The following is a 26,637-nucleotide window of genomic DNA, read 5'->3' as shown; positions in this document are numbered from 1 at the left end:
GCAATAAGGTCGTTATAGTCATTAGAATTTTATTTTTGTTGAGCATATGCAACATAGATAGTGAATCGTTCACAATTGGCGACATGGAAATAAAAACCTATATTTCATGTGGTTAAATTGTTACACGATGCAATACTTTGTTACATTCGCAATTATGCTTGTATCAAAAATGAAGCTCACCCTCTGATTGCGAAAACTTACATTTCATAAATAGTGTTTTAAACGATAAAAACATTACTTTTTAGAAGGAAATTCTTCATCACCGAACAGATTTGCTTGCAAACAAGAAATTCACCTGATGAATTTATTACTAGCGCGATATTGAAAATAAAAATCCCCTGTCGAAAATAAGATATTTCCCTCTTTTAGAAAAATAGGAAAACATTCTTCTTTCATTGCTAATAAAATAGAAACAACCAAAAATAAATAAGTTGAAACCTCATCAATACTATTTAAGAATTAATTTTCATGATTTTTAAATAGATTAATATTTTTATAATCAAATAGGATAAAGCCATTCGATTCGTTATCTTCTATGCATGGCTGATCTACCCAACTTTTACTATTAGTGATCATTGTCACTAACTTTAAATATCGATTGTTCTTTGACCTAAGATACCTTACTGAAATATTTACGCATTTTAGCAAACTAGACTATACTCAACACATTTGAATCATTGCGACGAGAGAAAGGACAAACAAGCATGATGAGACTGGTTGATCGTAGCTTTGTTTCCACAAGATCTTTGATATCCGTTATCTCTTGGCTATTTTTCATGCTCGCTGTCGCTATCATTGGCAGCCTCTATTACATCCTGATTTCTTTGGATGACATGTCTTCATCAGAGTTCAAACAACGCGTTTCACTAGCATTAAACGTAGAAAAAAAGCATCATCAAGATATATTGAGCGAGTATACTTATTGGGATGAAGCCTATTTTAAAATATTTCAAGAAAACGATGAAGAATGGATAAGAATCAATACTGGGAGCTTTTTAATTAATAGCTATGATCTAGCTTTTAGCTTGGCATTTGAAAAAAGGCTCAATAAGTTCCTACTAATAAACAATGAAAGTAGTAAAGTATTAACTGTTGATGAAATTATGAACGATGATTTTAATCAACTCAGTGATACAAACTATCCAAATGAAGAAGAAAAAAAGCTCACCAGCGGCTACATCACGATCAATAACGATCTCTATCTGATCGTTGTTGGCCCTTTTATTGATGGATCCAATTACCAACCACGGCAAAATGGTTTTCTGGCCATTGGAATTAAGATGGATAACGACTACATCTTACATTTAGCCAAGAAATACAATTTGGGTCATCTTCATGTTGTGCCAACCACGTACGTTGTCGGCAAAAATGAAGAAAGCATGACGCTGCTTTCACCAACGGGCACGCCAGTGGCGAAGATCCTTTGGGCACCGAATTTGCCCAGCACCACCGTACTGCCAAATATTACACTGGTCATTATTCTCTTTTCACTGGTGGCAGTTGTTGTGACCCGTTTCATCCTCTTGGCAGAAGAAAAAAACCGCAGCGCCTATGAGAATAAAATTTATCTCGAAGCCACACGAGACAGCCTGACCAATGTGAGTAATCGCCGTCATTTTATGGAGCAAGCTGGCAAAGAGTTTGCCTCCGCTCGTAAGAATAATGAACGCTTTTTCGTCCTAGTTTTAGACCTCGACCATTTTAAGGCCATCAACGACACCTTCGGCCACAAAATTGGCGACAAAGCGCTGATTCATTTTGTTCGCTTGTGCGATCAATACTTATCCGAAAGAGATATTTTTGGCCGCATAGGCGGCGAAGAGTTTGCTCTCGTACTCTCTCGTTATAATCGCAGCCACGCTATGTATAAAGCTTATGCTATCCGCAAAGCAGTAATGGAAAATCCTCTATTGGAAAAACATCACACGATTCAAATGACCGTCAGTATTGGCGTGGCTGAATGGTCCACGCAAACAACACTCGACGAACTGTTAGAAGCAGCAGATAAAGCCATGTATCAGGCCAAACGAGCTGGAAGAAACCAAGTCATCCAACTTTGACAACGAGCTTTTAAGAAATCGAAAAGCGGCCAGCAAGCGTTTGATTCTTGTGTCGCATTAACTATGTTCAAAGAAACCCCGACATAGGAAAATCGCATGACACTATTAAAACAGGCATTGATTTCACTGGCCCTTATTTTTTCTCCCTTGCTCAAAGCCGATGTACTGACTCTCACCTCACTTGACTGGCCGCCTTACTCCTCTCAGCAACTAAAACAGAAAGGTGCTTCGATTGCGGTCGTTAGCGCTGCGCTTAAAGAGATGGGGCATGAACTGAAAGTCGAATTCTATCCGTGGGAACGAGCGGTTCATTTGGCAAAAAACGACGCTCGCTACGCAGGCTATTTTCCTGAATATCTTTTTGAATCCAGCGACTTGCTTTTCTCTGATTCCATCGGCGTTGGCCCTCTAGGCTTTGCCGAAAATAAAGCCAAGCCAGTACAATGGTCTGCTTTGGCCGACCTTAAGTCGTATACCATCGGCGTGGTACGCGGCTATGTGAACACCGATGAACTCGATCAAATGATCGCCAACGGCACGTTGAAATCCGAAGCGGTAAACAGTGATAGCCAAAACCTAACTAAGTTAGGGCACAAGCGTATTCCACTGGCCGTCATCGACAGTAACGTTTTCCAATATTTGCTCGACAACACGCCTTCTTTACAACCGTTCAAAGCCGATTTACAGATGAACCCGAAACTGCTGGTCGAGAAATCTCTCCACGTTGCTTTTACTAATAACCAAGATGGCCAACGTTGGCAGGAAATTCGAAATCAAGGGCTAAAACGCATCGACGTCGACAAAATCATGGCGGATTATTTGGCTAACTAATCAGAATAAAGACAAAAAAATCAGCTCTTCAAATTTTCGCTTGAAGAGCTGAGAGCAAAACTGGATCGGAAAAGAACTTTTCTCTTTTGGCTATTTCTCCGCCGTCGCCGCTTTTTGCGTGGCTCTGGCGCAAAACCATTGTTGCCCGAACACATTAATCACCAGCCCAAGCGCAATCACCACAACGCCGAGTATTTGGAACACGCTGAGGTTTTCATCCAATAATACCCACGCACTAAGCAAACCAAATACCGGAACCAAGAGTGAAAGCGGAGCAACCATGGCGGTTGGATAGCGGCTTAACAAGTTGCTCCAGCCGCCATAACCAACGATGGTCGCGAGCAACGAAAGGTAAACAATCGACAGCACATTGTGCCACTCAATATGCACCAATGAATCGACGATCTGCGACGGCCCTTCCACCACAAAAGAAGCGATAAAAAATGCAACGGTTGGCACCAAAGCACTCCAAACGATCAGCGACATTGTCGGTACTGCGTAACGTTGCATGATCACCTTGTTGGTAATGTTGCCCAGCGCCCAGCACGTCGCGGCCCCCAAAATCAGCACCAAGGTAAACAGCGTGACAGAAGCACTGCCTTGCTCTTGAGCCGCCGCCAGTAAATAAATACCAATACCAGCAATGCTCACCGCAATAACATTGTGCATGCGAACGCGCTCTTTAAGCAGCAATACACCAAAAAGTAAGGTGATAAAAGCTTGTGCTTGTAATAGCAGCGATGCTAACCCCGCCGCAAGTCCCACATTCAACGCCCAGAAAAGCAGCGCAAATTGCCCAAAGCTGATGGTCAGCCCATAAGCACACAACCATTTAAGGGGCAGCTTAGGGCGTGGAATAAACAAGATCGCCGGGAAAACCACCAAAGCGAATCGTAAGCCCGCCAAGAGCAGCGGCGGCATACCTTGCAAACCCACTTTGATCACCACAAAATTCACGCCCCACACCATCACAATAGTTAAGGCCAATAATCGGTCACGAAAAGACATGTTTATCCTTATGTAAAGTGCGGTATCTGAAAGTAGAACGCGAATCTCACCAGTCGGTAAAAAACCTTGCGCTCAAGCAACTGATAGGACAGATTGCCCTATTTACAATTGGATAACAAGTCATCAAGCCGTTGTACAGAGATAGAAAACAAAATACATATCGATTACAATGGTACGGCTTGTTTGTGTTACTCACATGAAGTGACAAAATTACCTGTATTTCCTATGCCGCCCTAATTTTATTGGGGCGGCATTTCATTTAGGAGCAAATCAATGACAAACAAACCTTCGATCATCGTATCGACACTCGATATGGACCGTATTAGCACATTATTGGAAAAGGCAACCCAATGGTCTGCAGTGCTAGAGAAATTGGAAGATGAGCTCGACCGAGCAACTGTAATGGCTTCCAGTGACATGCCAAGCGACGTGGTTACCATGAATTCCACGGTCTGCTTTAAATTTGTTGGCAGCGATAACAGTATGGAAAAAACGCTGGTTTACCCCGATCAAGTTCGCAGTAGTGAAGACATCTCGATCTTTGCCCCTGTAGGAAGTGCCCTGCTTGGCTTGTCTGTCGGCCAACAGCTAACCTGGCCAATGCCGGGCGGACAAGAAAAAACCATCGAAATCATTGATGTCGTTTATCAGCCTGAGCGTGCCGGTGATTTTCACCTCTAAACGTTAGGCTGTCTGGTGCAAAGAACAACCGCTTTGCACCAGGAGAGCGTTGGCAATAGCCTCTTCTACTGCAATGAATTTTGCTATCGTTTTTTTGTTGTCGACAAATGCCTACGACTAAAAACAGGCTAACCCATCGCAACCCGCTTACAGTTTGAAACGTTTAACGATGCTGATGAGTTGATCATTCACATTAGCAATATCTTCAGCATTTCGGTTAACCAACTGGCCGTTGCTTTCTAGATTAGAAACAATCTCGCTGATCGCATTCATATTGCGGCTCACCTCTTGGGTGACACTACTCTGCTCCTCCGCTGCGGTGGCGATCTGTGAGCTCAAATCATTGATTTCATCAACAAAGTGCGTCAAAGACTCTAGACTGCTTTCTACATCCGCCGATCCAGTTGCAGTGTCTTGACAGCGCTCCTTGGTATATTTCATTGATTCAACCACATTTTGACAACCATCCAAAAGATCCTTGAGTGCGAACTCTATCTCACCTGTGCTGTCTTTTGTGCGGCTAGCGAGCTTACGCACTTCATCCGCCACAACTGCAAACTCTCGCCCCTGTTCACCCGCTCGGGCAGCTTCAATCGCCGCATTCAACGCCAATAAATTGGTTTGCTCTGCAATATCGCCAATGACGGTGAGCACTGTACTGATGCTTTGCGTTTGTGAATTCATTTTTTGCACATCCGATGAGGCTTTTTCCACATCATCAATCAACGCAGAAATGGTCAGTTTTGACTTATCAACAATTTTCTTCGATTCATCACTGACTTTGTTGGCCTGCTGGGTCAGGCTGGCTGTGTTGGCGGCGTCGGTGGCCATTGAGTTTGCAGTGGCATCCATTTCTTCTACCGCAGTAACAATCTGCTCTGTTTCCGTTACGTGGCTCTGCAAAATTTGTGTGTTGTGTTTCGATTGCTCTCTTAAGCGAGATACGTTGTCTTTCAGCGTTTCACTCATACTCTGAACTTCACGCATCATCTTTTGTAGCTCTTCAATAAAACGGTTTACGCCCGCTGAAATTTGTCCGATATCGTCGTTTGACGTCACGGCAAGGCGCTGAGTGAGATCGCCATTGCCACTCGATAGGTTGGCAATCATGTCGCGCAAAGAAATAATCGGGCGATAGAGAATATTGATCAGAATGAAGGCCAACATCACACTGATGACGGTGGCGATAACCGCACTCGCGACGTTCATGGCATTGGCGAGAAACTTGGTCTGCGCAATGATCTCCTCGGGCGTTCCGGTAATCATTTTATTCTTGTGTAAGCTTGCAACCTTCCTGATGCCGTTCACTTTTTCATTGATGTACCCTTCAATCATCTCCGCCTGATCTTTCACGAAGGAGCGATTCTGACCGAGAATCTTTTTGTTCGTGATATGAGGCAAAATTGGCCAGCGATACCGAAATCGCCACCAGTAAACTGACAGAAAGCAGGAGTGTTTTCTTTAATCCCAGATTGAGCATGTTGTTTCCCTCAGCATTACTCGAATGAGCCGTTATTGGTCTTTTTTACACGTTTTATCAATGGTTACACCATCTTTGTTCTTTCAAAAGATAGCACTCGCTAGCTCAAAATTCCCTAGCATCAGAAAATTTAAACTGAACACCGTAAAGCTATGAGCAAAAGGGGATTTTCTTCGCTGAGTTTTTCGAACTACGATAGAACAATAGCAGCGTGATTAGACCAGAGAGACAAGTAGCCTTTTTGCCTAGTGCCATCGCAATCAAGCCATTGTTCTTTCAGCAGTAAACAGGTGTTCACACGGCGTTTGATTGGGCTACAATTAACCCAAATTATGAGCAGGCGTAATCAATGAATTACAAATTAAAATCCAATGTGACTCTCGCTCTTGTTCTGAGTAGCTTGAGCAACACGTCAGTTTTAGCCGATCAACCCGTTGCGCTGGATCTCTACACTCAAGAGTTCCCACCACTGCAATTTATGCTAGACGGCAAGCCGCAAGGTTATGTGATCGAGTTTGTCACCGCACTCGTGCAAGACGCGTCTAAAACGATACCACTTGAGATCAAACAGATTCATTTCGCGCCTTGGAATCGCGCGATAAAAACCACCATAGAGACAGAGAATACGCTGTTTTTCTCGGTGTCACGCACTCCCGAGCGTGAAGACAAATTTCAATGGATTGGCCAAGTCTCGCCTTACAAAGTCGGCTTATATCGGCTGGCAAGCGGCCCTCAAGTCAGCGCAAAAAATTTAGAGGAATTGAAGGGCTATCGCTTCGGTTCGCAGGCTGGCAGCTCGTTTAGTGAACTGCTGGCAAAAAACGGCTTAGATCAGGTCATTCCGGTGGAAAAGGGCAAAGAAGCCATCAGGCTGCTGCACACTCACCGCGTCGATTTTGCTCCCATGGTTGAGGCCAGTTTCCACTATCGAATGCAAGAGTATGGCTACGATCCGCATGAGTTTGTCAAAGTCATGAACGTCACCCCTTTGTGTCAGGATCTATGGCTGGTTACGGGCAATCACACTTCCGCTTCCGTCGTTGAGGCTTTGAGAAACAGCTATAGCAAATTGCAGCAACAAGCCTATCTCGATAAACTCGTGGCAGAATTTACCCCGACCAGCGCTATCATGCTGCGCTACAGCGAGAGTAAGGCGAATCCGCGTAATGCCTTTACTGCTTCATCTTGAGTCTGCCCTGAAGTGAATTCATCACTGGCACTCCTGCCCCGTTAGAGCGATAATCCCGCCCTTTGTGAGCCACCTGCTCAACGATAAGCAATACAGAAGTAGAAAGAGAGCAATGACAACTGAGCCAACAGTGATAATTGGACTGCATAATCCCAAAAGCCCCACCAATGTCGGCGCGGTGATGCGCGCGGCGGGTTGCTATAACGCCACTCAGGTACGATACAACGGCAGCCGTTATAGCCGCGCGGCAAGATTTCAGACCGATACACAAAATAGTCATGAGCGGATTGCTTTGCTGGAGATGGACGACCTCACCGCCAGCCTCGACAGCGATGTAGCGATCGTCTGTGTCGAACTGGTGGTCGGTGCCACTGCCCTGCCGCATTTCGCCCATCCTGAAAAAGCCATTTATCTGTTTGGCCCGGAAGATGGTTCATTGCCGCAAGAGGTGGTCGACAGAGCACATCATGTTGTTTATGTACCCACTCACGGCTGCATGAATCTCGCCGCAACCGTTAACGTGGTGATGTACGATCGCTTAGCGAAAACACTTGGCGCGATAGACGATAACGCGCAAGTCATCGCCAACCGCGATAACAAAAACCGTTTGCGAGTCAAAGAAAGCGCTTATTAGGGTGGCTCTAATAAATCAAAGCCACGACATCTCTCTGATCCATTTTTGCATATAAGGGTAGCCTTTTTCTGAGTCCGCCATTTCCCAGGCAACCAGTAAAGGAAAACCGAACCCTTTCCCTTGTGAGAATGCATCAATTAAACTGTTGCTTCCACCTCGGTAACCTTCTTCATGGAAGACGAGATTCAGCGGTAGCTCTAAATGCGTTACGGCCGCGACCGCCCATGCTGTTGCGGCCATCTCTTCGCCATGCATACGTTGCGATTCACGCCCGTTAAGTAAACCATTTTTGTAGATGTCGCCATGTAGGAACTGACGCTCTTGTGGCTCACAAACGGCAATGTGCCCGGCTTCATGCAAAATATCCCCCGCAAACGCCAATTTATCGAGATCAATCTGCAAAACGCCATGGTGTAAATGTAAACCAGGTAAAAACGTTTTTTGCTCTATCGAAGCGCGCTCAAAAGGCACACCAATTTGAGTCAAAAAGTCCATGATTTTTTCTGCTATCACCCTATCCATCTGCCGTTCCTTTACCTTCACGCTGTTGTATTTCTGACCATTACCTTCGCGTATGAGCTGCGATTTTTCAATTCGACAGCGGTGTTGTCGTCAGATTCAGCCAGACACATCTCGTTTTTTGTTGCCTTTTGGCCTCGTTAATCCACAATGCCTTAAGCCAGAGAAAACAGCTCATAAGTCATAAAAGACGCATTAAGTGCTATTTGATATGAAAGCATGATGGTATCCTCCCAACTCATTGAATGTTTAAGAGTAGGCGTCGAGCTTCAACTCGCTCCACCGTTCTCATTAGGAATCATTGACTGTATATGGAAGTACACCTGCACCCAACTCGACCAGCGCAATACGTGGGAAGAAAGGCTATTCACCAAGCCACAAGTAGCACATATCTGGTTGATAACCTAGATGTAAAAGTTGTGGGACAGGTTGCTTTGGTGTTGGAGAAAGTTTGATGAGCAATACCTATTATGTTTACTCATTAAAAGATCCTCGAGAGAAACCAGCTCGAGTCTTCTATATTGGTAAAGGTACAGGTAGTAGAGCTACCGACCATTTAAAGAAAGTCGACGACACACGTAAAGGCAGGTTCATTCAAGAAATCCTCGATAGTGGCAACTCACCTATCATTTCCCGGGTCGTCGAAAATCTTACAGAAGAACAAGCCCTACAAATAGAACTCGAGCTAATCAGTAGCTTCGGCACCATCGATAATGGCGGCTCACTCTATAATTCAGTAATACCGAAATCTATAAAACGCAAAATAGATAAGAACATCGTAGTACCGAATGGTGCAGTTGAAAAAGCACAACTAGGTCTAAAATTAATCAAAGATTCAATAGCGTCGTTATCTGAAGAAAACCCAAATGGGATAACAAACTCAGACTGTGCGCATTACTTAGGCTTACAATCTGCACATCAGGGTAAGCAACAGGATTTTCTTACCTACAGTGTACTAGGTCTCCTTCTTAAGGAAGGAGTACTAGGGATTTATCCAGATGGGCGTCGTAGGAAATACAAAAAATTGCAATAGCGGAAATGTGTCTAATATAAACATTATTTCATTCGAATTAATTTAAGGTTCTGTATTAATGGCAAATGATAAACCTTTAGTAAAACCATTTAGAGCAAATGCGCACCTTCTAAAGTTACTAGGCGATGAATTAATTGGTGACGACCGTCTAGCCGTATTTGAGCTTGTTAAAAATGCTTACGATGCGAATGCTAGAAGCGTTGATGTCACACTTAACTTGGAAGATAAGTCACCTAATATAATTGTTTGGGACCATGAAGGCTTTGGAATGACTGAAGATGACATCCTAAATAAATGGATGGAAATCGGTACAGACAGCAAACGAAGCAAAAACAAAGTAAGAACTCATGGATTAAATCGCTTACCTCTTGGGGAGAAAGGCGTTGGGCGTCTTGCTGTGCATAAACTCGGTAACGAACTAATAATCAACACTAGGGCTGAGGGTTCTAACGAATACAAAATAACTATTGATTGGCCAAGTTTAATTAGCAAAGCAGAGTATATCGAAGACACTAAAGTAACAATTACTCCGCTAAGTTCTCCTGAATTCTTTGGCTCAGAAACGGGGACTAGAATCAAAATCGGGGCATTAAACAATACCAATTGGACAAGAGGTGAACTCAGAAGACTTAAACGCCTTTTAACTAGCCTTATCTCACCTTTTAAAACAGTTTCTGACTTCGAGGTAAATTTAAAGATACCAGGCAGAGAAAAAGAAGTTGCTGATTTGCTTGATGCAAAAGATATCCTAGACAAGGCACTTTGGACTTACGACTTTATTATTGATGAAGACGGAAAATTCTCGTCCACTTATACCTATAATCCTCCACAAACATTTAGAGAGCTAGCCAAGTCTAATATTGAGAATGTTGATACACGACTCGAATTGCTAAAACCTACTAAAGAAGAGGAACTGGCTCGTGAAGTAGAGATCAGGGAATCTTTACTCATGAATCCTGAGGATTTGAAGGATATAGGACCTATTTCAGGTACGTTCTATATTTTTATGAAGACTCCAGCAGTATTGAGCGCTACTGGTTCACCACAATTAATTAAGGATTACTTAAAAGAGCAATCTGGCGTTCGTGTCTACAGAGATGGTATCCGCGTATTTAACTACGGTGAAGGAAAGGATGATTGGCTTGGTTTAAACGCAGGTCGAATCAATATGCCAGGACAAAAAATTGATACAGGTATGGTGATTGGCGGCGTCGATCTAAACTTAGAAAAAAGTGCAGGTCTAAAAGAGAAAACGAACCGTGAAGGGTTCGACGAAAACAATACATATAGAAGATTTAGATGGATTATCGCTAGTGTAGTTGAAGACTTCCATCTAAAGCACCGAAAAGATCGTGAAGCACTAGATGATTACCTCAAAGGTGATGTAAAAGATGCATCTCCTGCTACAACTAGGTTTGCTGAAAGTATTCAAGACATTAAAGATGCAATTAAGAAACATGGTCTTGAAGAAGAAATGAGTAACAAAGTTGTTCAAATTGAATCTGATTACTTACAAATGCGAGAAGTAACGCTTAGCTCCGGTATCGCTGGAATAAACCTCGCGGTTATATTCCATGAAGTAGAACGTGGAGTAGACGATTTAAATGCTTCAATTAGAAACTCAGATGACTATGAAACTTTATTGAAGAGGGCTGAACATTTAGCTGAACTTCTTGAAGGATTTGCTCCACTACTACGCCGTAATGAACAAAAAACATTCGATATAAAAGCACTGACGCAAAAAATTGTAAGTCTCAATGAGCATCGATTCAGTCATCATAAAATAGCTATATCTTGCCCATTGAATAGTGGTGAATCAGAGTCATTTAAAGTTACGGCTCCATTTGGATTGCTTCAAGCAACACTTACTAACTTAATAGACAACGCTATCCACTGGACAAGCCTTAAAGCTGAAAAAGAAGATGAAAAATACATTCCAGCGATCAGAGTTGATAGTTTACCTAATTGGTTTAAAGAAGGTCCCGCACTTATCGTGATGGACAATGGTCCTGGCTTTAGTCTAACCCCCGAAGAAGCAATTCAACCATTTAAAACATCACGACCTGGTGGTATGGGAGTTGGTCTTTATTACGCAGATAAGGTCATGGAAAGTATTGGCGGCAGGCTACAAATATGCGAGCCAGAAGATTTAGACCTACCTGAAGCATATCAGGGCGCGGCTGTAGTAATGATATTTAATCAGGAAAAATAATAATGATAAGTTTGCCAGGAATTGTCTTAATCGATGATAAAAAAGAAGATTTGGATACCATTCAGAACAGTTTGACATCTGCTGGATACCCATGTTTTCCCATTCATTATGAAAACTCAGAACCGACTAACGTTTCAGGTATTGATCATATTAACTTAAACATGATTCACCCTCGTGTGATTATTACCGATCTAAATCTACAAGAACTACAAATTGACGCAAAAAATCTAGTTGGTCCTATAGCTAAAATTCTAAAAAAATTGGCTATTGATGGACCTTACTTACTATATTTTTGGTCGCGAAATACAAGCACTGTCGAAAATGTGATGAAGTTAATTTCAGAACGACATTCCGACATTCCAGCTCCTATACATTGGGGAGTGTTAGATAAAACACAATTTAAAAATCGTCCAGCAGAATTAGTCGATAAAGTGGCTAGCTTGTTTAAAGAAAATGCGATATTTCATGCTATGTTCGGTTGGGAAAATCGTATATGTAAAGCCGCTCAATCAACTACTGACTCTCTATTCAGGCTCGCAAGACCTGTGGAGTTCGAAAACATAGATCAGTTTCAAGCGGATACAACTAACAAACTTAAAACTATGCTAGCTGTAATAGGTAATGAAACTCTTGGTACAAAAAACGCAAGAGAAGAACCAGAAGTAGCTATAGAATTAGGATTAGAGCCTGTCTTGCATGATCATATCCAATCTATGCATGCGCATATCGATAGAGCTGTTTGGCTAGATGCTGCAAACGGAATAGGCACTAATTTAAGAGCTGCTGATGATGTGAAAGCTCATCTGAACTCGTTTTATCATATTGAAGAACTTGATGAAGAATCCCCAAAAAATAAACGAGGTACTTGGATCGAGTTTAATCCATCTTATCTAACTGATGCTGCAAACGAATCCAAAATACTACAAAACTTAGGGCGCAATATAAAAACATTACTAAATGATGAGTTTTTAGATGGCACTCAAGGAAGCAAGGGCGAAAGAAACGCAGCTCGTAAGGCAACTAAGGTTGGTTTTCTTGAACTATCCGCGGAATGTGATCAAGCTCAGAGGAAGACGAAAATGAATAGGTACTTCATATCTGCAATGATTCCTAAACAGTTTGAAAACTTCACTTTTTTTAGAAACAAATCTGATGATACCGCCCACTCTGGAATTTATCGCTTACCTAATGTAATTATCGGTGGTGAAGAATATATTGTAAAAATTAGCTTTTTGTACCAAGTTGGGGCAATACCAGGTTTTAATAAATGGCTAGGAACACCTGTATTTAGACTTAAAGACCAAATATTATCTGATATAAGCTTTAAGGCGTCACAGCACGCAGCAAGACCCGGTATTATTCGCTTTGACTAAGTAATTCCATCACCACTTTCCCTATCTGCTGTGCCAAATATGGTGGCACAGCATTTCCTACCTGCACATACTGTTGTGTTCTATTGCCTTCAAACAAGTAGTTGTCTGGAAATGTTTGTAAACGAGCTGCTTCACGCACAGTTAAGCTGCGGCATTGCTTTGGATCATAGTGAATGAAGTAATGGCCATCTTTCGAGATATGGCTGGTTACGGTTGTTGAACACTTGTTTGCTGCTTGCGTTCTGAAACGGTCGGCATGTGCGCCACTGTGCCAGTTTTCATGCGCAGGTGCTAAATCAGCAGGAAAATCACGAGCCTTTGGTGACACTCCTTCACTAAGAATGGTAAACGCAGCGCTGTATGCATAGCGAAGTAAATCGCTATCCATATGCCCGCGCGTTTCATGGTTTAGCACGCACGTTGGTGCATTATGTCTATACCACTCAACTAAATGATCAGGCATCAAAACAGGGTGATTAACTGGCAGAGAGGCGCTTCTTGGTAAGTTCTTTAGCGGTTTTAAGTCTAAACCTGCTGCATCAGCAAATTGCTTTGTAAGCAGCTTCTTCACACGCGTAGCATTCTTGGAGACTTCTTTCTCCCAGTCTTTTCCGTTGTCTTCACGCTTAGAAAAACCACTTCTTAATGCAGGTAAATCAGCGATTACTTGTTCGACTGTGGTTTGTTGTTCACGTGGTATCAACGTTCCTGGCACTCGTTCAATATCTTCACGAACACCAAGTAAAATAACACGGTGGCGAGCTTGAGGTACGCCATAGTCTTCTGACCTAATCAGATAGTCACTTGAGTCTTCATATGTTGGATCGTTCGGGTTTTCAGCTTCCACAACCAACGAAAACACCTTGTATCTAGGGCTAGCGATTTTTGTCACTCGACCAGGCGTTTTTAAGTCTTTCAAAATGCGAGGAAACATTATTTCGCCATCAACTTTCGCAGACAATATACCGCGTACGTTCTCCATTACGAAAACGTCAGGCTGGGCAATAGAAATAACCTTTAAATACTCTTTGTACAGGAAGTGGCGATCATCTTTTTCTGCTTTGTAATCCACAATGCCTGCGTTGCGAGAACGCCCTGCTAGTGAATATGCTTGGCAAGGAGGGCCACCAATAACAACTTTAGGACGGTTGCCATGAGCAGCGACAAGTTCACGAATGCGTTTGTGAATATCATTGTTGTGTTCACCTAATGCGTGTGGAGCAAATAAGGTTTCTTGTTTTGCTTCCTGCGCCTCGTTAGGGAAACGCTCAAACAATTCGTTTCGTGTAATTTCACCGTTTAAATAAGCGTTATAACTTTCTAGACCATTCTCTAGTTCGTTGATTTTTCGGTAAAAAGCTCGTGTTGTAAGCGTTCTATGAGCGGAAGGTTCTTTTTCTACAGACATGCCAATTTGAAAGGGCTTATTGCCATTTTCATGTACACAAGAAGACACACCTTCACCTAACCCACCAGGGCCAGCGAACAAGTCAATTACGAGGATTTCACCAGTTTCCATTATCACAATTACAGCTAGTTTCAATGCCAGGCAATAATACCAGGCCTGATCGCCCTGGCAATCAATTTCTCATGTTTATCTGCATTGATTTTAAACAAAATCAACCATTGTTTACTTATTAAACATGTTCTCAATCTTCGTTTTAAAACATTGATTAACGTTTTACCACCCTTGCGCTGTCTATTTATACAGCTATGGCGATTTTTATTATGTCTATCCGCAACTTAAAAGACTGTTCAGACTGTTCAACAAACCTTGGATTTGCGAATGCTATCCGACAGGACGCAGCGGTAAGCGCGTACGCAAGGGCTTTGCTACTACTAAAAGTGAAGCTGCGGCTTATGAAGCATTCATACTACGGCCACGTTTAGTGATGGCGACGGGTGATTTTCGCCATACGGTGCTTACAACTGCATCAAATAAAAAAGAGCCGCTTTAAGCGGCCCTAATCTATTCGTTATTTCCGAAGTGTTGACTTACTTCTCTTTGCCAAACACGTTGTTCTCTTGCTCTAGAACTCGGATAAACGTGGTGCGTTTAGTAAGCTCGCGAAGCTCCGCCGCGCCTACATAGGTACAGGTTGAACGCACGCCGCCAAGGATGTCTTGAATGGTGCCGTGGACACTGCCACGGTAAGGCAATAGTACGGTTTTTCCTTCCGCAGCGCGGTAGCCCGCAACGCCGCCAGAGTGCTTGTCCATCGCGCTCTTTGAAGACATGCCGTAAAATTTCATGTAGGTTTCGCCATCTTTCACCACCAGCTCACCGCCTGATTCCTCATGGCCTGCCAGCATGCCGCCAAGCATTACGAAATCTGCGCCGCCGCCGAAAGCTTTGGCTACATCGCCCGCGCAGGCACAGCCACCGTCACCGATGATGCGACCACCAAGGCCGTGCGCGGCATCCGCACACTCAATGATGGCAGAAAGCTGTGGATAGCCAACGCCTGTTTTCACGCGAGTGGTACATACTGAACCTGGGCCGATGCCCACTTTAACAATGTCGGCCCCCGCAAGGATCAGCTCTTCACACATATCGCCAGTGACGACGTTACCTGCTGAGATCACTTTGTCTGGGAATGCGGCACGCACTTGCTGAACGTACTCCACCAAATGCTCGGAGTAGCCGTTAGCGATATCGATACAGATGAAAATCAGCTCGTCAGAAAGCGCCATCACATCTTTGGTTTTTTGAAAATCCGCTTCTGATGTGCCAGTTGAAACCATTACTTTGTTGAGCGTTTCACGGTTCGCCCCTTTGACGAAATCGGCCCAATCTTGCACGGTATAGTGTTTGTGAACGGCGGTCATTACACCATGTTCAGCCAAGGCTTTCGCCATTTCGAAGCTACCCACCGAGTCCATATTGGCGGCAATCACAGGCACACCAGACCATTGACGACCACTATGTTTGAATGTAAACTCGCGGGTTAAATTTACTTGAGAACGGCTTTTCAGGGTAGAACGTTTCGGGCGAAACAGGACATCTTTAAAACCTAACTTAAGTTCTTGTTCGATACGCATTGTGTAATTCCTTGATTCATAACTGTATGTGTCATCGCAGAGTGCGTAGTAACCAAGTTGGCAGACGAGGTTACTGTTTTTCGGACACAAAAAAACCGGAGCGTTGGCAGACGCTCCGGTTTTCAGCATTATAGGTTGTGATTTTTTTTCGACAAGTCTGATTTTTCACTTTTTTTTGTGCTACCATTGCCGAGTTTTCATACCTTAAACACCCTCAGTTTTCTTTCTTCCATTTTCCTGTTTCATTTCAGTGCGTTATCGTTAAACGCCCGGGCAATCGCTTGCGCAATCCTTTCCCCGTTATCTCTAATCACTTGATGGTTTTTGTCAAAGTGCGCAGTAAGTCGACGCGGCTTCGATGTGCGTGGCAAGCTTCTCTCCGAGAAAAAATAGGCAATTTATAGGAAAAAAGGACTGATTCTTGCTAAGTATTATTTAACGTACCTATTTTTTGCCGCTCGGCAAACGGACAACGAAGGCTGTGTTGAATATGAAAAAGATGACTCTTGTAACGCTGGCATTGCTGGCTACCCTACCGACAGCGATGGCGCACGCCAAAGGACAACGAGGTGCTCTGTATACCAATGTCGGAGCGACCATGGTCACTAACAACTCTAATGATGAGCTCGCCTACTTTATTCAGGCGGGTTATAACCACCAACTAACCGACTTTCTCTCGGCCGATTTGAGCTACAAAAAAGTTGAAACCTTGAACAAAAGTGTCTCGGCGACTTCTAACGATTTCGCGCAAACATACAACTCTTACGGCCTCGGCCTGCGCGTTGACCAACACCTCGGCATTTTGAGCGTGTATGGTAAAGCGGGGGCGAGCTACATTGAGTCCGAACTGACGACGTGGGATGCAACCAATTCGGTGGAGAAAGTGGATAAAGACAGTAGCGTCAAGCCTTATGCCAGCGCCGGGGTCAGCTTAGCATCGCCGTTTGACCAGCGCTTAACGCTGGATGCGGCGGTCACATACCAAATGCTACCAAACGATGAGCATGCGACCTCGATCAGTGCGGGCGTTAACTTCTCGTTCTAATGTTATACCTTGTTGCCTGATCGCCGATTGATCAGGCTTTTCCATTCAGTAAGCGACGAATTTCATCCGGCAAATCCGAAGCGAGCAGCCCTATTTCACCGTGGCGCTGCGCGCAAAGATCGGCGGCGCAGCTATGCAGCAACACCCCAAGCCTAGCCGCCGACAACAGTGGTAATTTCTGCGCCAGCAGTGCGCCAATCACTCCAGCTAGCACATCTAGCATGCCGGGATTGCCCGCATCACACACGTAGGTTTTATTGCCATCACAAATCAGAGTTCCCGCCCCTTTCAACACCGCTACGCCGCCATATTGCGCTTGCAGCACTTGAACAGCAGCAAAACGATCCGCCTCGATTTCCGCTACACTGCAACCAAGTAAACGTGCCGCTTCGCCGGGATGGGGGGTAATGACGCGCAGATCGTTGTGATCCGGATGCCTTGCCAGCCAGTTGAGCCCGTCTGCATCCAGTACACATGGTCCATGGAACGCCTTTATCGACAACCAAAGACTCTTCGCCCACTCATCCAACCCCAATCCAGGCCCTGCGATCAACACATCAGCCCAACCGATGCGCTTTTCCAACTCCGCCGAGTTTTGCATCCAAGCGGCGGTCATGACTTCAGGACAGCTCACTTGCAGCGGCAAAGCGGATTCAGGGTGCGTCAACGCCACCAACAAACCAGCGCCGCTTCTTGCCGCCGCACTGGCGGCAAGGCGAATTGCCCCCGCCATGCTGCGATTTCCGCCCATCAAAAGCAGTTTGCCATGATCGCCTTTGTGCGCGACGGGCAAGCGTTTTGGCAGCCAATCAGCCAAGCTGTTTTTGTCTATCGCCTCAATGTGCGTCTTCACCTGCCGAGCAAAGTGCTCAGCGACCTCTAATCCAGCAAAATGGAGCTTGCCGCGGCATGCTCTCGCTTGCCCAGTCATGAGGCCTTGTTTGATACCAATAAATGTGATGGTGTGTGCTGCGTGCACCGCTGCGCCAAGCATTTGCCCGCTATCGGCACACAAACCCGACGGAATATCAATGGACAACAAAGGTTTACCACTGTGATTGAGCATGTCGATCAGCGTCACCAGCTCACTGCGAACCGAGCCACTTAACCCCGTACCAAGCAGCGCATCCACCACCACATCACATTGATTCAACAAAAGTGGTAACGCTTTTTCACTCATGATGGTCCCGCCGCCGCGCTGCCACGTCAGCATCGCCTCACGCGCGTCTCCTTGCAATCGTTCCGGCTCGCCAACTTGCACTAAATGCACCACCATTCCGTGCTCTTGCGCCAAACGAGCCACCACATAGCCGTCGCCACCGTTGTTGCCTTTGCCGCACACCACGCATAGCTCACGCAGTGATGGGTATTGCTCTATAAGCAGGGCAAAGGCCGCCGCTCCCGCGCGTTCCATCAACTGATATAAGCTGACGCCCTGCGCTTTGGCGACCACAACTTCTCCCTCTCTCACTTGACGAGCTTGATAAAGGTATTGAGTGTTTTGTGATGACATACCATCGCTCTCCCGGATCCGTGGCTGGTGATGAAGTAAAAAGCCAAGGAATTCCTTGGCTTATACTGACACTTAACGATCTTTACTATGAGTTCTGCTGCTGGGCCATGATCGCCTCGGCAGTCGCATCCTGAATTGATAGAAAGAGCGATTTCACTTGCCCCGTAGGGGTGCGCATTGGATTGAGCGTCACGTTCTGATACATGAAGTCGGCCTGCTGGGTAACAGGGCGCACGTTGCGGCAACGGAACAGATAAGGGCGCTGACGCCAAGTGATAAAACTGCGACAGCCTAAGTTATACACGGGCTTCGTTTTCAGCCTAAACCACTCTTGTGGGATCTCAGGAAACAGCTCAAAAATCGATTTACCAATCGCGTCGTGCGCTTGCTTGCCACTGTGGTGGGTCATAAAACCGTTCCATACCTGCACATTGTACTCGGTATCCAACACAATCAAGCCCATATCGACATTTTGTACCATGTCCACCATCCAGTGGAATTGTTCAAACTCTGCAGGAAGATTAAGCATTAAAAGTCCTCCATCAGGTAAGCGAGTTTATTGTCTAGAAGCGGTAAAGACTCATCAACGAACATAAACAGCAGATCGCAACGTATGCTTGTGCCTTCGATGGTGTAACTCACCTCAAAAGTCATGGTTTTGGTAAAAGAACCTGCGGTACTTTCGATAACGGAATCGATCGAAATATGTTGCCCCAACAGCACAGGAGAGCTTTGAAAGAAACACACTTCCGCCTGCTGGCCAAGGCCGTTGAGAAAAGAGCCAACCAGAATATTGGAGACATCCATCAGAAGCTCCAACTCCTCAAGCTCTTCACTGTCGGCGGGCACCTTTATCAGTTTTTTCAAGTCAGCCACACTGGAATCACTAAGCAGAACCAGCGCTTCGCCCGCAATCCCTTCACCGCTAAACCCTTGGCACACGCCCGAAACGTTAGCGCTTTCTGCCAAATCTCGCAGCGCCATGTGCAGTTCACTGAGCTCAAAAATATTCACATTGGGTAGCGGCAAATGGACAAACACGTCAAAATGTCGCGCCAGTGCATCAGCCGCACAACCAATCGAAACGTTTGCTACTTCCATGTAGATATCTCTTCGACGCAGAATGGGCAGTTCTAGCGTTTTCGGCGTGATCACTTGCGGCACTGAGGCAGGTTCAACCAACTCTCTCAGCGTCGCTTTAAGCTCGTCTGGCGCAATTGGCTTTTGAATAAACGCTTTCGCCCCAAGGGCAAACACCCTCTCTTTCGCTTTGGGCTGGATATCACCGGAAACAACAATCACCGGGGTGTCATCACCTCGGCTGCGCATGGCTTCAAGCGTTTCAAATCCATCGAGCTCTGGCATGGTGAGATCGAGGAACATAAATTTAAATTTTTGCTTGCCCAACTCCTCTAGCGCACTGAGTCCATGCACTGCAAAGGTTATGTCGGCATTGAGTGAAGCAGGCAGGGAGCGTGCCATCTGCTTTCTTGCAAGCGCTGAATCATCACAGATGAGAACAGGAAAAGACATTCAACCACCCTTTTTAATAATTATCGCCTGTCCTTAAGTGTAACAGACAACTCAAGAATGACGTGTGGAACTGACGTGATTGTAGTTATTGTTCGATTTTAAGTATGAACTGAATTGGCAAGAATACGAAATTAGATCCGGAGTGGAAATGAATTTATATGAAGGCGATAACAAAAATGTTTTAAATAAGAATTAGTTACATACTGAGATGTATCAAAATAAGCAAAACCCGCTCAAAAGCGGGTGAAGTTAGAGCGTGTAAACGGGAAAGATGACCATTAAACCAATGCGCATCACCACCGCAAACAGACACAAACCAATGCCAAGACGGTACCATTTATATTCACTCACCGACATCGGAATGCGTTTGTAAAACATGGTCACTACGCCTCGCCAATCTTGGCTGCGATTGCCATATTGGATGATACCAGTCAGAACAAACAGTATGCCCACCAGCAAAAAGCCTTTTTCGGCCCAGAATAAACCCACTTCCATGTTATCCCTCTTCTATCATTGCGCTGCTTTATTCATAGTAGCGGCAAGCGGGCAGCAGATCTGTTGGACTTAAGTCTTATCTCACCTCGCCGTAGCGCTCTAGATAGAGAATAGTCGCGGCGGTTCGAGAAGGCACATTGAGTTTTTTCAGCAAACTTTTCATATGTACTTTGACGGTCGATTCAGAAATAAAGAGACGATCGGCGATCTGCTTATTGCGAAACCCTTGCGCTACTTCTTGCAAAATTTGCGTCTCTCGGTCGGTGAGATCGTCAAACGCATCGTGGTTATCGTGACGAGCCTGTAAATAGCGAGCCACCGCCTGACTATACGCTTTATCGCCTAGTCGAGCCTGTTTAAGCAGTTCGACTAACTCATCCGGTTCGGTGTCTTTCAACAGATAACCGTCAGCGCCCGCTTTCACAATCGCTTCAATATCGGCCGGGCTGTCGGAAACGGTGAGAATAACGATCCTCGCTTCACAGCCATCAGCGCGCAGAGCTTTCAAGGTATCTAAACCCGACATGCCTTTCATATTGAGATCAAGCAGAATTAAGTCCAGCTCGGTTTCGTGCGCTTTGGCAACTGCGTCGGCTCCAGTTCCAACTTCGGCAATTACGGCAAATTCATCTTCGAAACTCAGCAACTGACTGATGCCACGACGCATCAATGGGTGGTCATCGACCAACATTACTTTGCACACTGTCACGCTTTTTCTTCCTTCATTCTCTGATACTTCAATACTACCTTACAACCTTGCCCCACTGCTGCGCTCACGGTCAAATCCCCATTAAGTCGTGCTGCACGCTCTTGCATAATCGACATGCCGTAATGGTGGAGCTTGCTGTTGTTGGGATCAAATCCAGCCCCATCATCGACAACCGACACCGTAACCCAATTGTTCGCTTCTTTACACTCAATATGAATCGTGCTCGCGTGGGCATGCTTTATGGCATTAAGCGTCGCCTCCCGAATGAGTTGCAACAAATGCACTTGCTGATGCGCATCCAACTCAACCGAGAGCAGTTCATTGTCTAAAGTGAGTTCAGCCTCCGTCTGTTCGCCTAACTGTTCGATCATTTGCTGCAGCGCCTGACCAAAGGTTCCCTCTTTAATCGCAAGGCGAAAGGTGGTGAGCAACTCACGCAGTTGGGTATAAGCGGCACTTAACCCGGTGTCCAGCTCGGCGATAACCAAATTGGTTTTCTCAACCTGTGCATCCACGCTGATCTTACTGATGCAGCGCTTCAGCAACGAAACCTGAATCTTCAGATAAGAGAGCGATTGTGCCAATGAATCATGCAGTTCCCGTGCGATAGTGGCACGCTCTTCCATCAACAGCAGTTGCTCTGCCTGTCGCTGGGCATGATTGTAATAAACCGCCCGCGAGAGGATCTGCACAAAGTTGTCGATCAGCGCTTGGTCCGGACAAGGAAGCCCCGCACACCAGTGCAAATAGCCAAGATGCTGGCCATCCAAGGTGAGCGCTTTTTTATTGCAGCGGTTGGAACACACTTTGCCTTCTTGTAACACAAGGCTACGTTCGCCCACCTCAACAATTTCGAGTTTAGCGGCGACAATGCCTTCGATGCTGACAAAATGTCGCAAAATGGCGTGAAAATTTTCCTGACTGATACGGGATGCCGTCAGTTCTTGTGAGGATTGGTACAACACCTGCAACGATTGATTGGCATGTTGCAAACGGTGTGTTTTCTCATTTACCGCCTTTTCCAAACCGTGATAGAGCTTACCGAGCTCCGCCGCCATGGTGTTAAAAGTGCGGGTTAAAATGCCCATTTCGTTATCACTGGAGACGTTCAAAACCACATCGAAGGAACGAGATTGAATCTGCTTGCTCGCCACCACCAGTGCATTGAGCGGATGAACCACTTCACGGCGCACAAAATGGACCACAAATACGCTTACCAGCAAGATTCCGCCAAGCCCCATACCCCCAACCCACGCCAGTTTGATCAGCTTTTGTTCAGAAAAATGCTGCAACTTAAAAACAAACGCGTCGATTTGCCCGACAAACCCAGCCACCAATAGCAAATAGCGTTCGCGCTCCTCGCTTTGCAGCACAGATTTCAACTCATGCCAGCGCATGATCAAGCGGTAATAATCGTCGGTGATGTCTTGAGGGACGGTCCAGTTCTGCAAGGCTTTCATTGACGGGGAATAGATGGAGCGTTCAAACAGAAAGATGTGCGAGGCGTAGTCGGCCGCATTCGTTTGGATGTCATGTGCCAATCGGTAACTTTGCATACGCATCGAGCCCGCGACGTTGACCGCTTCGGCGTCATTGAGGCTCGACGCTAAGGTCACGATAGCAAAGCCCGTGGTGACGACAGACAGCAGCAAAATCAACCCCATCGCCTTGGCAATCGTTCTAGTGACTGACTTCTTCACTTGTTTTTTCAACACGACCTCTGATCTGATTTGCCATTTGCCATTTGCCATTTGCCACCCCTGCGGGAGCACAATATGAGCCGGAAGTGTGAGGAATTTATTGATCCAAAACAAGCCTCACCAACAATTACCCCCTAAGAGGTATTTATACAAATATGTCAAAAACTACAATTTGTGTACGGTTAAATGACAATTTATGAACAAAACCGTGAAGTTGACTAACGATATGCATCATTGACGATTGTTGAACAGCCATAAGGTGAACCGTGACCGATCTTTCCCGCCGTCGTTTTTTTACCCGACACACCGCCAATCAAGAGGCGGTTGCTCTGCCTTGGTTGGCAAATCGGCAGCGCTTTAGCGATGAGTGTACTCGTTGCGGGAAATGTGTTTCGGCCTGTGAAACAGACATCATAGTGAAAGGCGATGGCGGCTTTCCGCGTGTCGATTTCACCCAAGGCGAATGCACGTTTTGCTATCAATGTGCGGCGGCGTGCCCTGAAGCCTTGTTTGTCAGCCAAGAAAATCCACCTTGGTCAGCCAAAGCCAGCATTGATGATGCCTGTCTGACCAAACGCAATATTGAATGTCGTAGCTGCGCGGAGGCGTGCGAACCTCAGGCGATCAGTTTTTCTCTGCAAATCGGCAAAGTCGCACAAGCGCAATTGAATCTGGATGAATGTAACGGCTGCGGCGCTTGCGTCTCCATCTGCCCGGCATCATCCATCCATGTGAGCACAACTAATTAGAACGAGAACAAATTATGGCGCTAAACGAAGTGCACATCTCAAGCTTAGTGGTCCATGTCGTCGCCGACTCTCTTGCTGTCGTCAAAGCGCAGATTGAAGCGATGGACAACACCGAGATTTATGGTGACAGCCCGGAAGGAAAAATTGTCGTGGTGCTTGAAACCGTCAATCAAGGTTTCATTACCGATACGATCGAAGCCATCAGCCACTTACCAAACGTTCTCAGCACCGTTCTGGTTTATCACCAGATTGAATCCTTAACGGATGACAAGGACGAAGACACTGGAACTCAACAATCCCAACTCGAGGGTGAAGTATGAAAATGACAAGACGTGCGTTTGTAAAAGCAAACGCAGCAGCCTCAGCCGCGGCAGTCGCCGGAATTACCCTGCCCGCATCGGCAGCTAACCTGATCGCCAGCTCTGATCAAACCGCTATCACTTGGGACAAAGCGCCTTGTCGTTTCTGTGGCACGGGTTGTTCTGTTTTGATCGGCACACAAAACGGTAAAGTCGTCGCGACACAGGGCGATCCTGAAGCGCCGGTGAACAAAGGCTTGAACTGTATCAAAGGCTACTTCCTCTCGAAAATCATGTACGGGCAAGATCGTCTCACGCAACCTTTACTGCGCATGAAAGATGGCAAATTTGCCAAAGATGGCGATTTCACGCCCGTTTCTTGGGATATGGCGTTTGATGTCATGGCGGAAAAGTGGAAAGCGTCGCTGGCGAAAAAAGGCCCAACCAGCGTTGGTATGTTTGGATCTGGCCAGTGGACCGTGATGGAAGGCTACGCCGCTGCAAAAATGATGAAAGCGGGTTTTCGCTCCAATAACATCGACCCGAACGCGCGCCACTGCATGGCTTCGGCGGTGGTCGGTTTTATGCGCACGTTTGGCATGGATGAGCCGATGGGCTGCTATGACGACTTTGAGCACGCTGATGCCTTTGTGCTTTGGGGCTCGAACATGGCCGAGATGCACCCTGTGCTTTGGACTCGCATCACCGACCGTCGCCTCAGCCATCCACACGTGAAAGTGAACGTGCTGTCGACTTACTACCACCGTTCTTTTGAGCTGGCGGATACCGGTTGTATTTTTAAACCGCAGACCGATTTAGTCATTGCCAACTACATCGCCAACTACATCATCCAAAACGACGCCATTAACTGGGATTTCGTTAATAAACACACTCACTTTAAACAAGCCACTACCGATATTGGTTATGGCCTGCGTGACGACCATCCGCTACAGAAAAAAGCCAAACACGCCAACTCAGGCGATATGCAGTCGATCAATTTTGAGCAGTACAAAGCGTCTGTCGCGCCATATACACTGGAAAAAGCCGCAGAGATGTCTGGGGTTCCTGCCGAAAAACTGCTTATTTTGGCTAAACAGTATGCCGACCCAAATACCAAAGTGATGTCGCTTTGGACTATGGGTATGAACCAACATACGCGTGGCGTGTGGATGCAAAGCTTGGTGTATAACCTGCACTTGCTGACGGGCAAAATCGCCACTCCGGGCAACAGCCCATTCTCACTGACTGGTCAACCGTCGGCGTGTGGCACCGCGCGCGAAGTCGGCACCTTCGCTCACCGCTTGCCTGCCGATATGGTGGTCGCGAATCCAAAACACCGTGCCATCGCGGAGAAAATCTGGAAACTGCCTGAAGGCACTATTCCACCTAAACCGGGCTTCCATGCGGTATTGCAAGATCGCATGCTGAACGACGGCGTACTCAACTGCTACTGGGTACAATGTAACAACAACATGCAAGCGGGCCCAAATATCAATGGTGAACGTTTACCGGGCTATCGTAATCCTGAAAACTTCATCGTGGTATCCGATCCCTACCCAACCGCAACAGCGCAAGCGGCGGATCTGATCCTGCCAACCGCTATGTGGATCGAAAAAGAGGGCGCTTACGGTAACGCCGAGCGTCGTACCCAAGTTTGGTATCAACAAGTCAAAAGCGTTGGTCAGGCTAAATCGGACTCTTGGCAGGTGATGGAGTTCTCCAAACGCTTCAAGATGGAAGAAGTATGGCCAGAAGAGCTTTTGGCTAAGATGCCTCAATACCGTGGCAAAACCATGTATGAGGTACTGTTTACCAACGGTCAGGTTGACCAATATCCGCTTTTTGAAGCGCGCGAACTCAATGACGATGCGCACCACTTTGGTTTCTACGTACAAAAAGGGCTGTTTGAGGAGTACGCCAGCTTTGGTCGCGGCCATGGCCACGATTTAGCGCCGTACGATGTGTATCACCAAGTGCGTGGCCTGCGTTGGCCAGTGGTTGACGGTAAAGAGACCAAGTGGCGTTACAAAGAAGGTAGCGATCCTTACGCGAAGAAAGGCTCAGGTTGGGATTTCTACGGAAAACCGGATGGCAAAGCGCTGATCATTTCTGCTCCTTACGAAGCGCCACCTGAATCGCCGGATGCGGAATTCGACATGTGGCTATGTACTGGCCGTGTGCTGGAACACTGGCATACGGGAACCATGACTCGCCGCGTGCCTGAACTGTACAAAGCAGTGCCTGATGCGCTTTGTTACATCCATCCCGATGATGCCAAAGCGCGTGGATTACGCCGTGGTGATGAAGTGCTGATAGCCAATAAGCGCGGGGAAGTACGTGCTCGCGTTGAGACGCGTGGACGCAACCGCCCGCCACAAGGCTTGGTGTTCGTGCCGTTCTTTGATGCTCGCATTCTGATCAACAAGCTGATCTTAGATGCCACTGACCCACTGTCGAAACAAACCGACTATAAGAAGTGTCCGGTCAAGATCACTAAGGTCGCGTAACAGGAACCGAATGCACAGGCTGCCT

General features: G+C 46.0%; 23 protein-coding genes and 1 pseudogene. 13 read left to right on the top strand and 11 right to left on the bottom strand.

Annotated elements, in window-relative coordinates; translation table 11 throughout:
* Nucleotides 1–704: 704 nt before the first annotated feature.
* Both EA26_RS09885 and EA26_RS09880 read left to right on the top strand, forming a co-directional pair.
* Nucleotides 705–2,060: a sensor domain-containing diguanylate cyclase gene (locus EA26_RS09885; protein ID WP_052079702.1), complete on the top strand. Its 1,356-nt coding sequence runs from the start codon at nucleotides 705–707 to the stop codon at nucleotides 2,058–2,060.
* A gap of 96 nt (nucleotides 2,061–2,156) precedes the next feature.
* Nucleotides 2,157–2,891 carry a substrate-binding periplasmic protein gene (locus tag EA26_RS09880; protein ID WP_039427181.1) on the top strand — a complete coding sequence of 245 codons (735 nt, stop codon included), beginning with the start codon at nucleotides 2,157–2,159 and terminating at the stop codon, nucleotides 2,889–2,891.
* Between the two features lie 90 nt (nucleotides 2,892–2,981).
* Here the strand turns inward: EA26_RS09880 and EA26_RS09875 are convergent, their stop codons facing one another.
* Entirely contained in the window at nucleotides 2,982–3,899 is a 918-nt protein-coding gene (locus EA26_RS09875; protein WP_039427179.1) for an EamA family transporter, read from the bottom strand.
* A gap of 273 nt (nucleotides 3,900–4,172) precedes the next feature.
* Between EA26_RS09875 and rnk the strand changes: the two genes are divergently transcribed.
* Nucleotides 4,173–4,580 (top strand): nucleoside diphosphate kinase regulator, encoded by a 408-nt coding sequence (gene rnk, locus EA26_RS09870; protein ID WP_039427177.1) that lies wholly within the window; start codon nucleotides 4,173–4,175, stop codon nucleotides 4,578–4,580.
* Nucleotides 4,581–4,727: 147 nt separating this feature from the next.
* Here rnk and EA26_RS09865 read toward each other — a convergent pair whose 3' ends face one another.
* The gene (locus tag EA26_RS09865) at nucleotides 4,728–5,933 is read right to left on the bottom strand and encodes a methyl-accepting chemotaxis protein (RefSeq protein ID WP_235425320.1); all 1,206 of its coding nucleotides are present in this window, start codon (nucleotides 5,931–5,933) and stop codon (nucleotides 4,728–4,730) included.
* A gap of 476 nt (nucleotides 5,934–6,409) precedes the next feature.
* Between EA26_RS09865 and EA26_RS09860 the strand changes: the two genes are divergently transcribed.
* Together EA26_RS09860 and EA26_RS09855 are read left to right on the top strand one after the other, a co-directional pair.
* Nucleotides 6,410–7,249 (top strand): substrate-binding periplasmic protein, encoded by an 840-nt coding sequence (locus tag EA26_RS09860; protein ID WP_052079699.1) that lies wholly within the window; start codon nucleotides 6,410–6,412, stop codon nucleotides 7,247–7,249.
* Nucleotides 7,250–7,361: 112 nt separating this feature from the next.
* Nucleotides 7,362–7,883: an RNA methyltransferase gene (locus EA26_RS09855; protein ID WP_039427176.1), complete on the top strand. Its 522-nt coding sequence runs from the start codon at nucleotides 7,362–7,364 to the stop codon at nucleotides 7,881–7,883.
* 15 nt (nucleotides 7,884–7,898) lie between these two features.
* Here EA26_RS09855 and EA26_RS09850 read toward each other — a convergent pair whose 3' ends face one another.
* Nucleotides 7,899–8,405, bottom strand: a complete 507-nt coding sequence (locus EA26_RS09850; RefSeq protein WP_039427175.1) for a hypothetical protein — start codon at nucleotides 8,403–8,405, stop codon at nucleotides 7,899–7,901.
* Nucleotides 8,406–8,856: 451 nt separating this feature from the next.
* Here EA26_RS09850 and EA26_RS20085 point away from each other — a divergent pair, with 451 nt between their 5' ends.
* Genes EA26_RS20085 through EA26_RS09835 form a run of 3 tightly spaced genes read left to right on the top strand, consistent with a single transcriptional unit; the run spans nucleotide 8,857 to nucleotide 13,020 of the window.
* Nucleotides 8,857–9,435 carry a GIY-YIG nuclease family protein gene (locus tag EA26_RS20085; protein ID WP_052079697.1) on the top strand — a complete coding sequence of 193 codons (579 nt, stop codon included), beginning with the start codon at nucleotides 8,857–8,859 and terminating at the stop codon, nucleotides 9,433–9,435.
* Nucleotides 9,436–9,493: 58 nt separating this feature from the next.
* Entirely contained in the window at nucleotides 9,494–11,647 is a 2,154-nt protein-coding gene (locus tag EA26_RS09840) for an ATP-binding protein (protein WP_039427173.1), read from the top strand.
* Between the two features lie 2 nt (nucleotides 11,648–11,649).
* Nucleotides 11,650–13,020: a hypothetical protein gene (locus EA26_RS09835; RefSeq protein ID WP_039427171.1), complete on the top strand. Its 1,371-nt coding sequence runs from the start codon at nucleotides 11,650–11,652 to the stop codon at nucleotides 13,018–13,020.
* On the opposite strand, the gene EA26_RS09830 is transcribed toward EA26_RS09835, so the two are convergent.
* Nucleotides 13,004–14,539 carry a DNA cytosine methyltransferase gene (locus EA26_RS09830; protein ID WP_039427170.1) on the bottom strand — a complete coding sequence of 512 codons (1,536 nt, stop codon included), beginning with the start codon at nucleotides 14,537–14,539 and terminating at the stop codon, nucleotides 13,004–13,006. The two genes, EA26_RS09835 and EA26_RS09830, sit on opposite strands and share 17 nt — an antisense overlap.
* A gap of 209 nt (nucleotides 14,540–14,748) precedes the next feature.
* On the opposite strand from EA26_RS09830, the pseudogene EA26_RS22195 reads away from it, so the two are divergent.
* Nucleotides 14,749–14,900: pseudogene (locus EA26_RS22195) on the top strand (site-specific integrase); the annotation flags it as partial.
* Between the two features lie 115 nt (nucleotides 14,901–15,015).
* Here EA26_RS22195 and EA26_RS09825 read toward each other — a convergent pair.
* Complete coding sequence (locus EA26_RS09825) at nucleotides 15,016–16,062, bottom strand: GMP reductase (protein ID WP_039427169.1); 1,047 nt, start codon at nucleotides 16,060–16,062, stop codon at nucleotides 15,016–15,018.
* Between the two features lie 490 nt (nucleotides 16,063–16,552).
* On the opposite strand from EA26_RS09825, the gene EA26_RS09820 reads away from it, so the two are divergent.
* Nucleotides 16,553–17,107, top strand: coding sequence for an outer membrane protein (locus EA26_RS09820; protein WP_039427167.1), 555 nt, complete (start codon nucleotides 16,553–16,555; stop codon nucleotides 17,105–17,107).
* Between the two features lie 31 nt (nucleotides 17,108–17,138).
* On the opposite strand, the gene EA26_RS09815 is transcribed toward EA26_RS09820, so the two are convergent.
* The 6 genes from EA26_RS09815 to narQ all read right to left on the bottom strand — a co-directional run bounded on the left by EA26_RS09815 (nucleotide 17,139) and on the right by narQ (nucleotide 23,069).
* Nucleotides 17,139–18,620, bottom strand: a complete 1,482-nt coding sequence (locus EA26_RS09815; RefSeq protein ID WP_039427166.1) for a bifunctional ADP-dependent NAD(P)H-hydrate dehydratase/NAD(P)H-hydrate epimerase — start codon at nucleotides 18,618–18,620, stop codon at nucleotides 17,139–17,141.
* An 85-nt stretch (nucleotides 18,621–18,705) separates the two neighbouring features.
* Entirely contained in the window at nucleotides 18,706–19,149 is a 444-nt protein-coding gene (locus EA26_RS09810; RefSeq protein WP_039427165.1) for a PAS domain-containing protein, read from the bottom strand.
* On the bottom strand, nucleotides 19,149–20,153 hold the full coding sequence (locus EA26_RS09805) for a response regulator (protein ID WP_039427163.1): 1,005 nt from the start codon (nucleotides 20,151–20,153) through the stop codon (nucleotides 19,149–19,151). The genes EA26_RS09810 and EA26_RS09805 overlap by 1 nt, the downstream gene beginning before the upstream one ends.
* 249 nt (nucleotides 20,154–20,402) lie before the next feature.
* On the bottom strand, nucleotides 20,403–20,648 hold the full coding sequence (locus tag EA26_RS09800) for a membrane protein (protein ID WP_039427162.1): 246 nt from the start codon (nucleotides 20,646–20,648) through the stop codon (nucleotides 20,403–20,405).
* Nucleotides 20,649–20,724: 76 nt separating this feature from the next.
* A complete protein-coding gene (locus EA26_RS09795) occupies nucleotides 20,725–21,357 on the bottom strand; it encodes a response regulator (RefSeq protein WP_039427161.1) in 633 nt (210 codons plus the stop codon).
* Nucleotides 21,354–23,069, bottom strand: a complete 1,716-nt coding sequence (gene narQ, locus EA26_RS09790) for a nitrate/nitrite two-component system sensor histidine kinase NarQ (RefSeq protein WP_039428957.1) — start codon at nucleotides 23,067–23,069, stop codon at nucleotides 21,354–21,356. Before narQ ends, EA26_RS09795 begins: the two co-directional genes overlap by 4 nt.
* A 254-nt stretch (nucleotides 23,070–23,323) precedes the next feature.
* Between narQ and napF the strand changes: the two genes are divergently transcribed.
* Genes napF through napA form a run of 3 tightly spaced genes read left to right on the top strand, consistent with a single transcriptional unit; the run spans nucleotide 23,324 to nucleotide 26,612 of the window.
* Nucleotides 23,324–23,806: a ferredoxin-type protein NapF gene (napF, locus tag EA26_RS09785; RefSeq protein ID WP_039427159.1), complete on the top strand. Its 483-nt coding sequence runs from the start codon at nucleotides 23,324–23,326 to the stop codon at nucleotides 23,804–23,806.
* A gap of 14 nt (nucleotides 23,807–23,820) precedes the next feature.
* Complete coding sequence (locus tag EA26_RS09780) at nucleotides 23,821–24,126, top strand: chaperone NapD (RefSeq protein ID WP_039427157.1); 306 nt, start codon at nucleotides 23,821–23,823, stop codon at nucleotides 24,124–24,126.
* Nucleotides 24,123–26,612 carry a periplasmic nitrate reductase subunit alpha gene (gene napA, locus EA26_RS09775; RefSeq protein WP_039427156.1) on the top strand — a complete coding sequence of 830 codons (2,490 nt, stop codon included), beginning with the start codon at nucleotides 24,123–24,125 and terminating at the stop codon, nucleotides 26,610–26,612. Before EA26_RS09780 ends, napA begins: the two co-directional genes overlap by 4 nt.
* Nucleotides 26,613–26,637 lie beyond the last annotated feature (25 nt).

The sequence above is a fragment of the Vibrio navarrensis genome, assembly GCF_000764325.1.
Taxonomy (GTDB): Bacteria; Pseudomonadota; Gammaproteobacteria; order Enterobacterales; family Vibrionaceae; genus Vibrio; species Vibrio navarrensis.
This window is presented reverse-complemented; position numbering and strand designations above follow the sequence as displayed.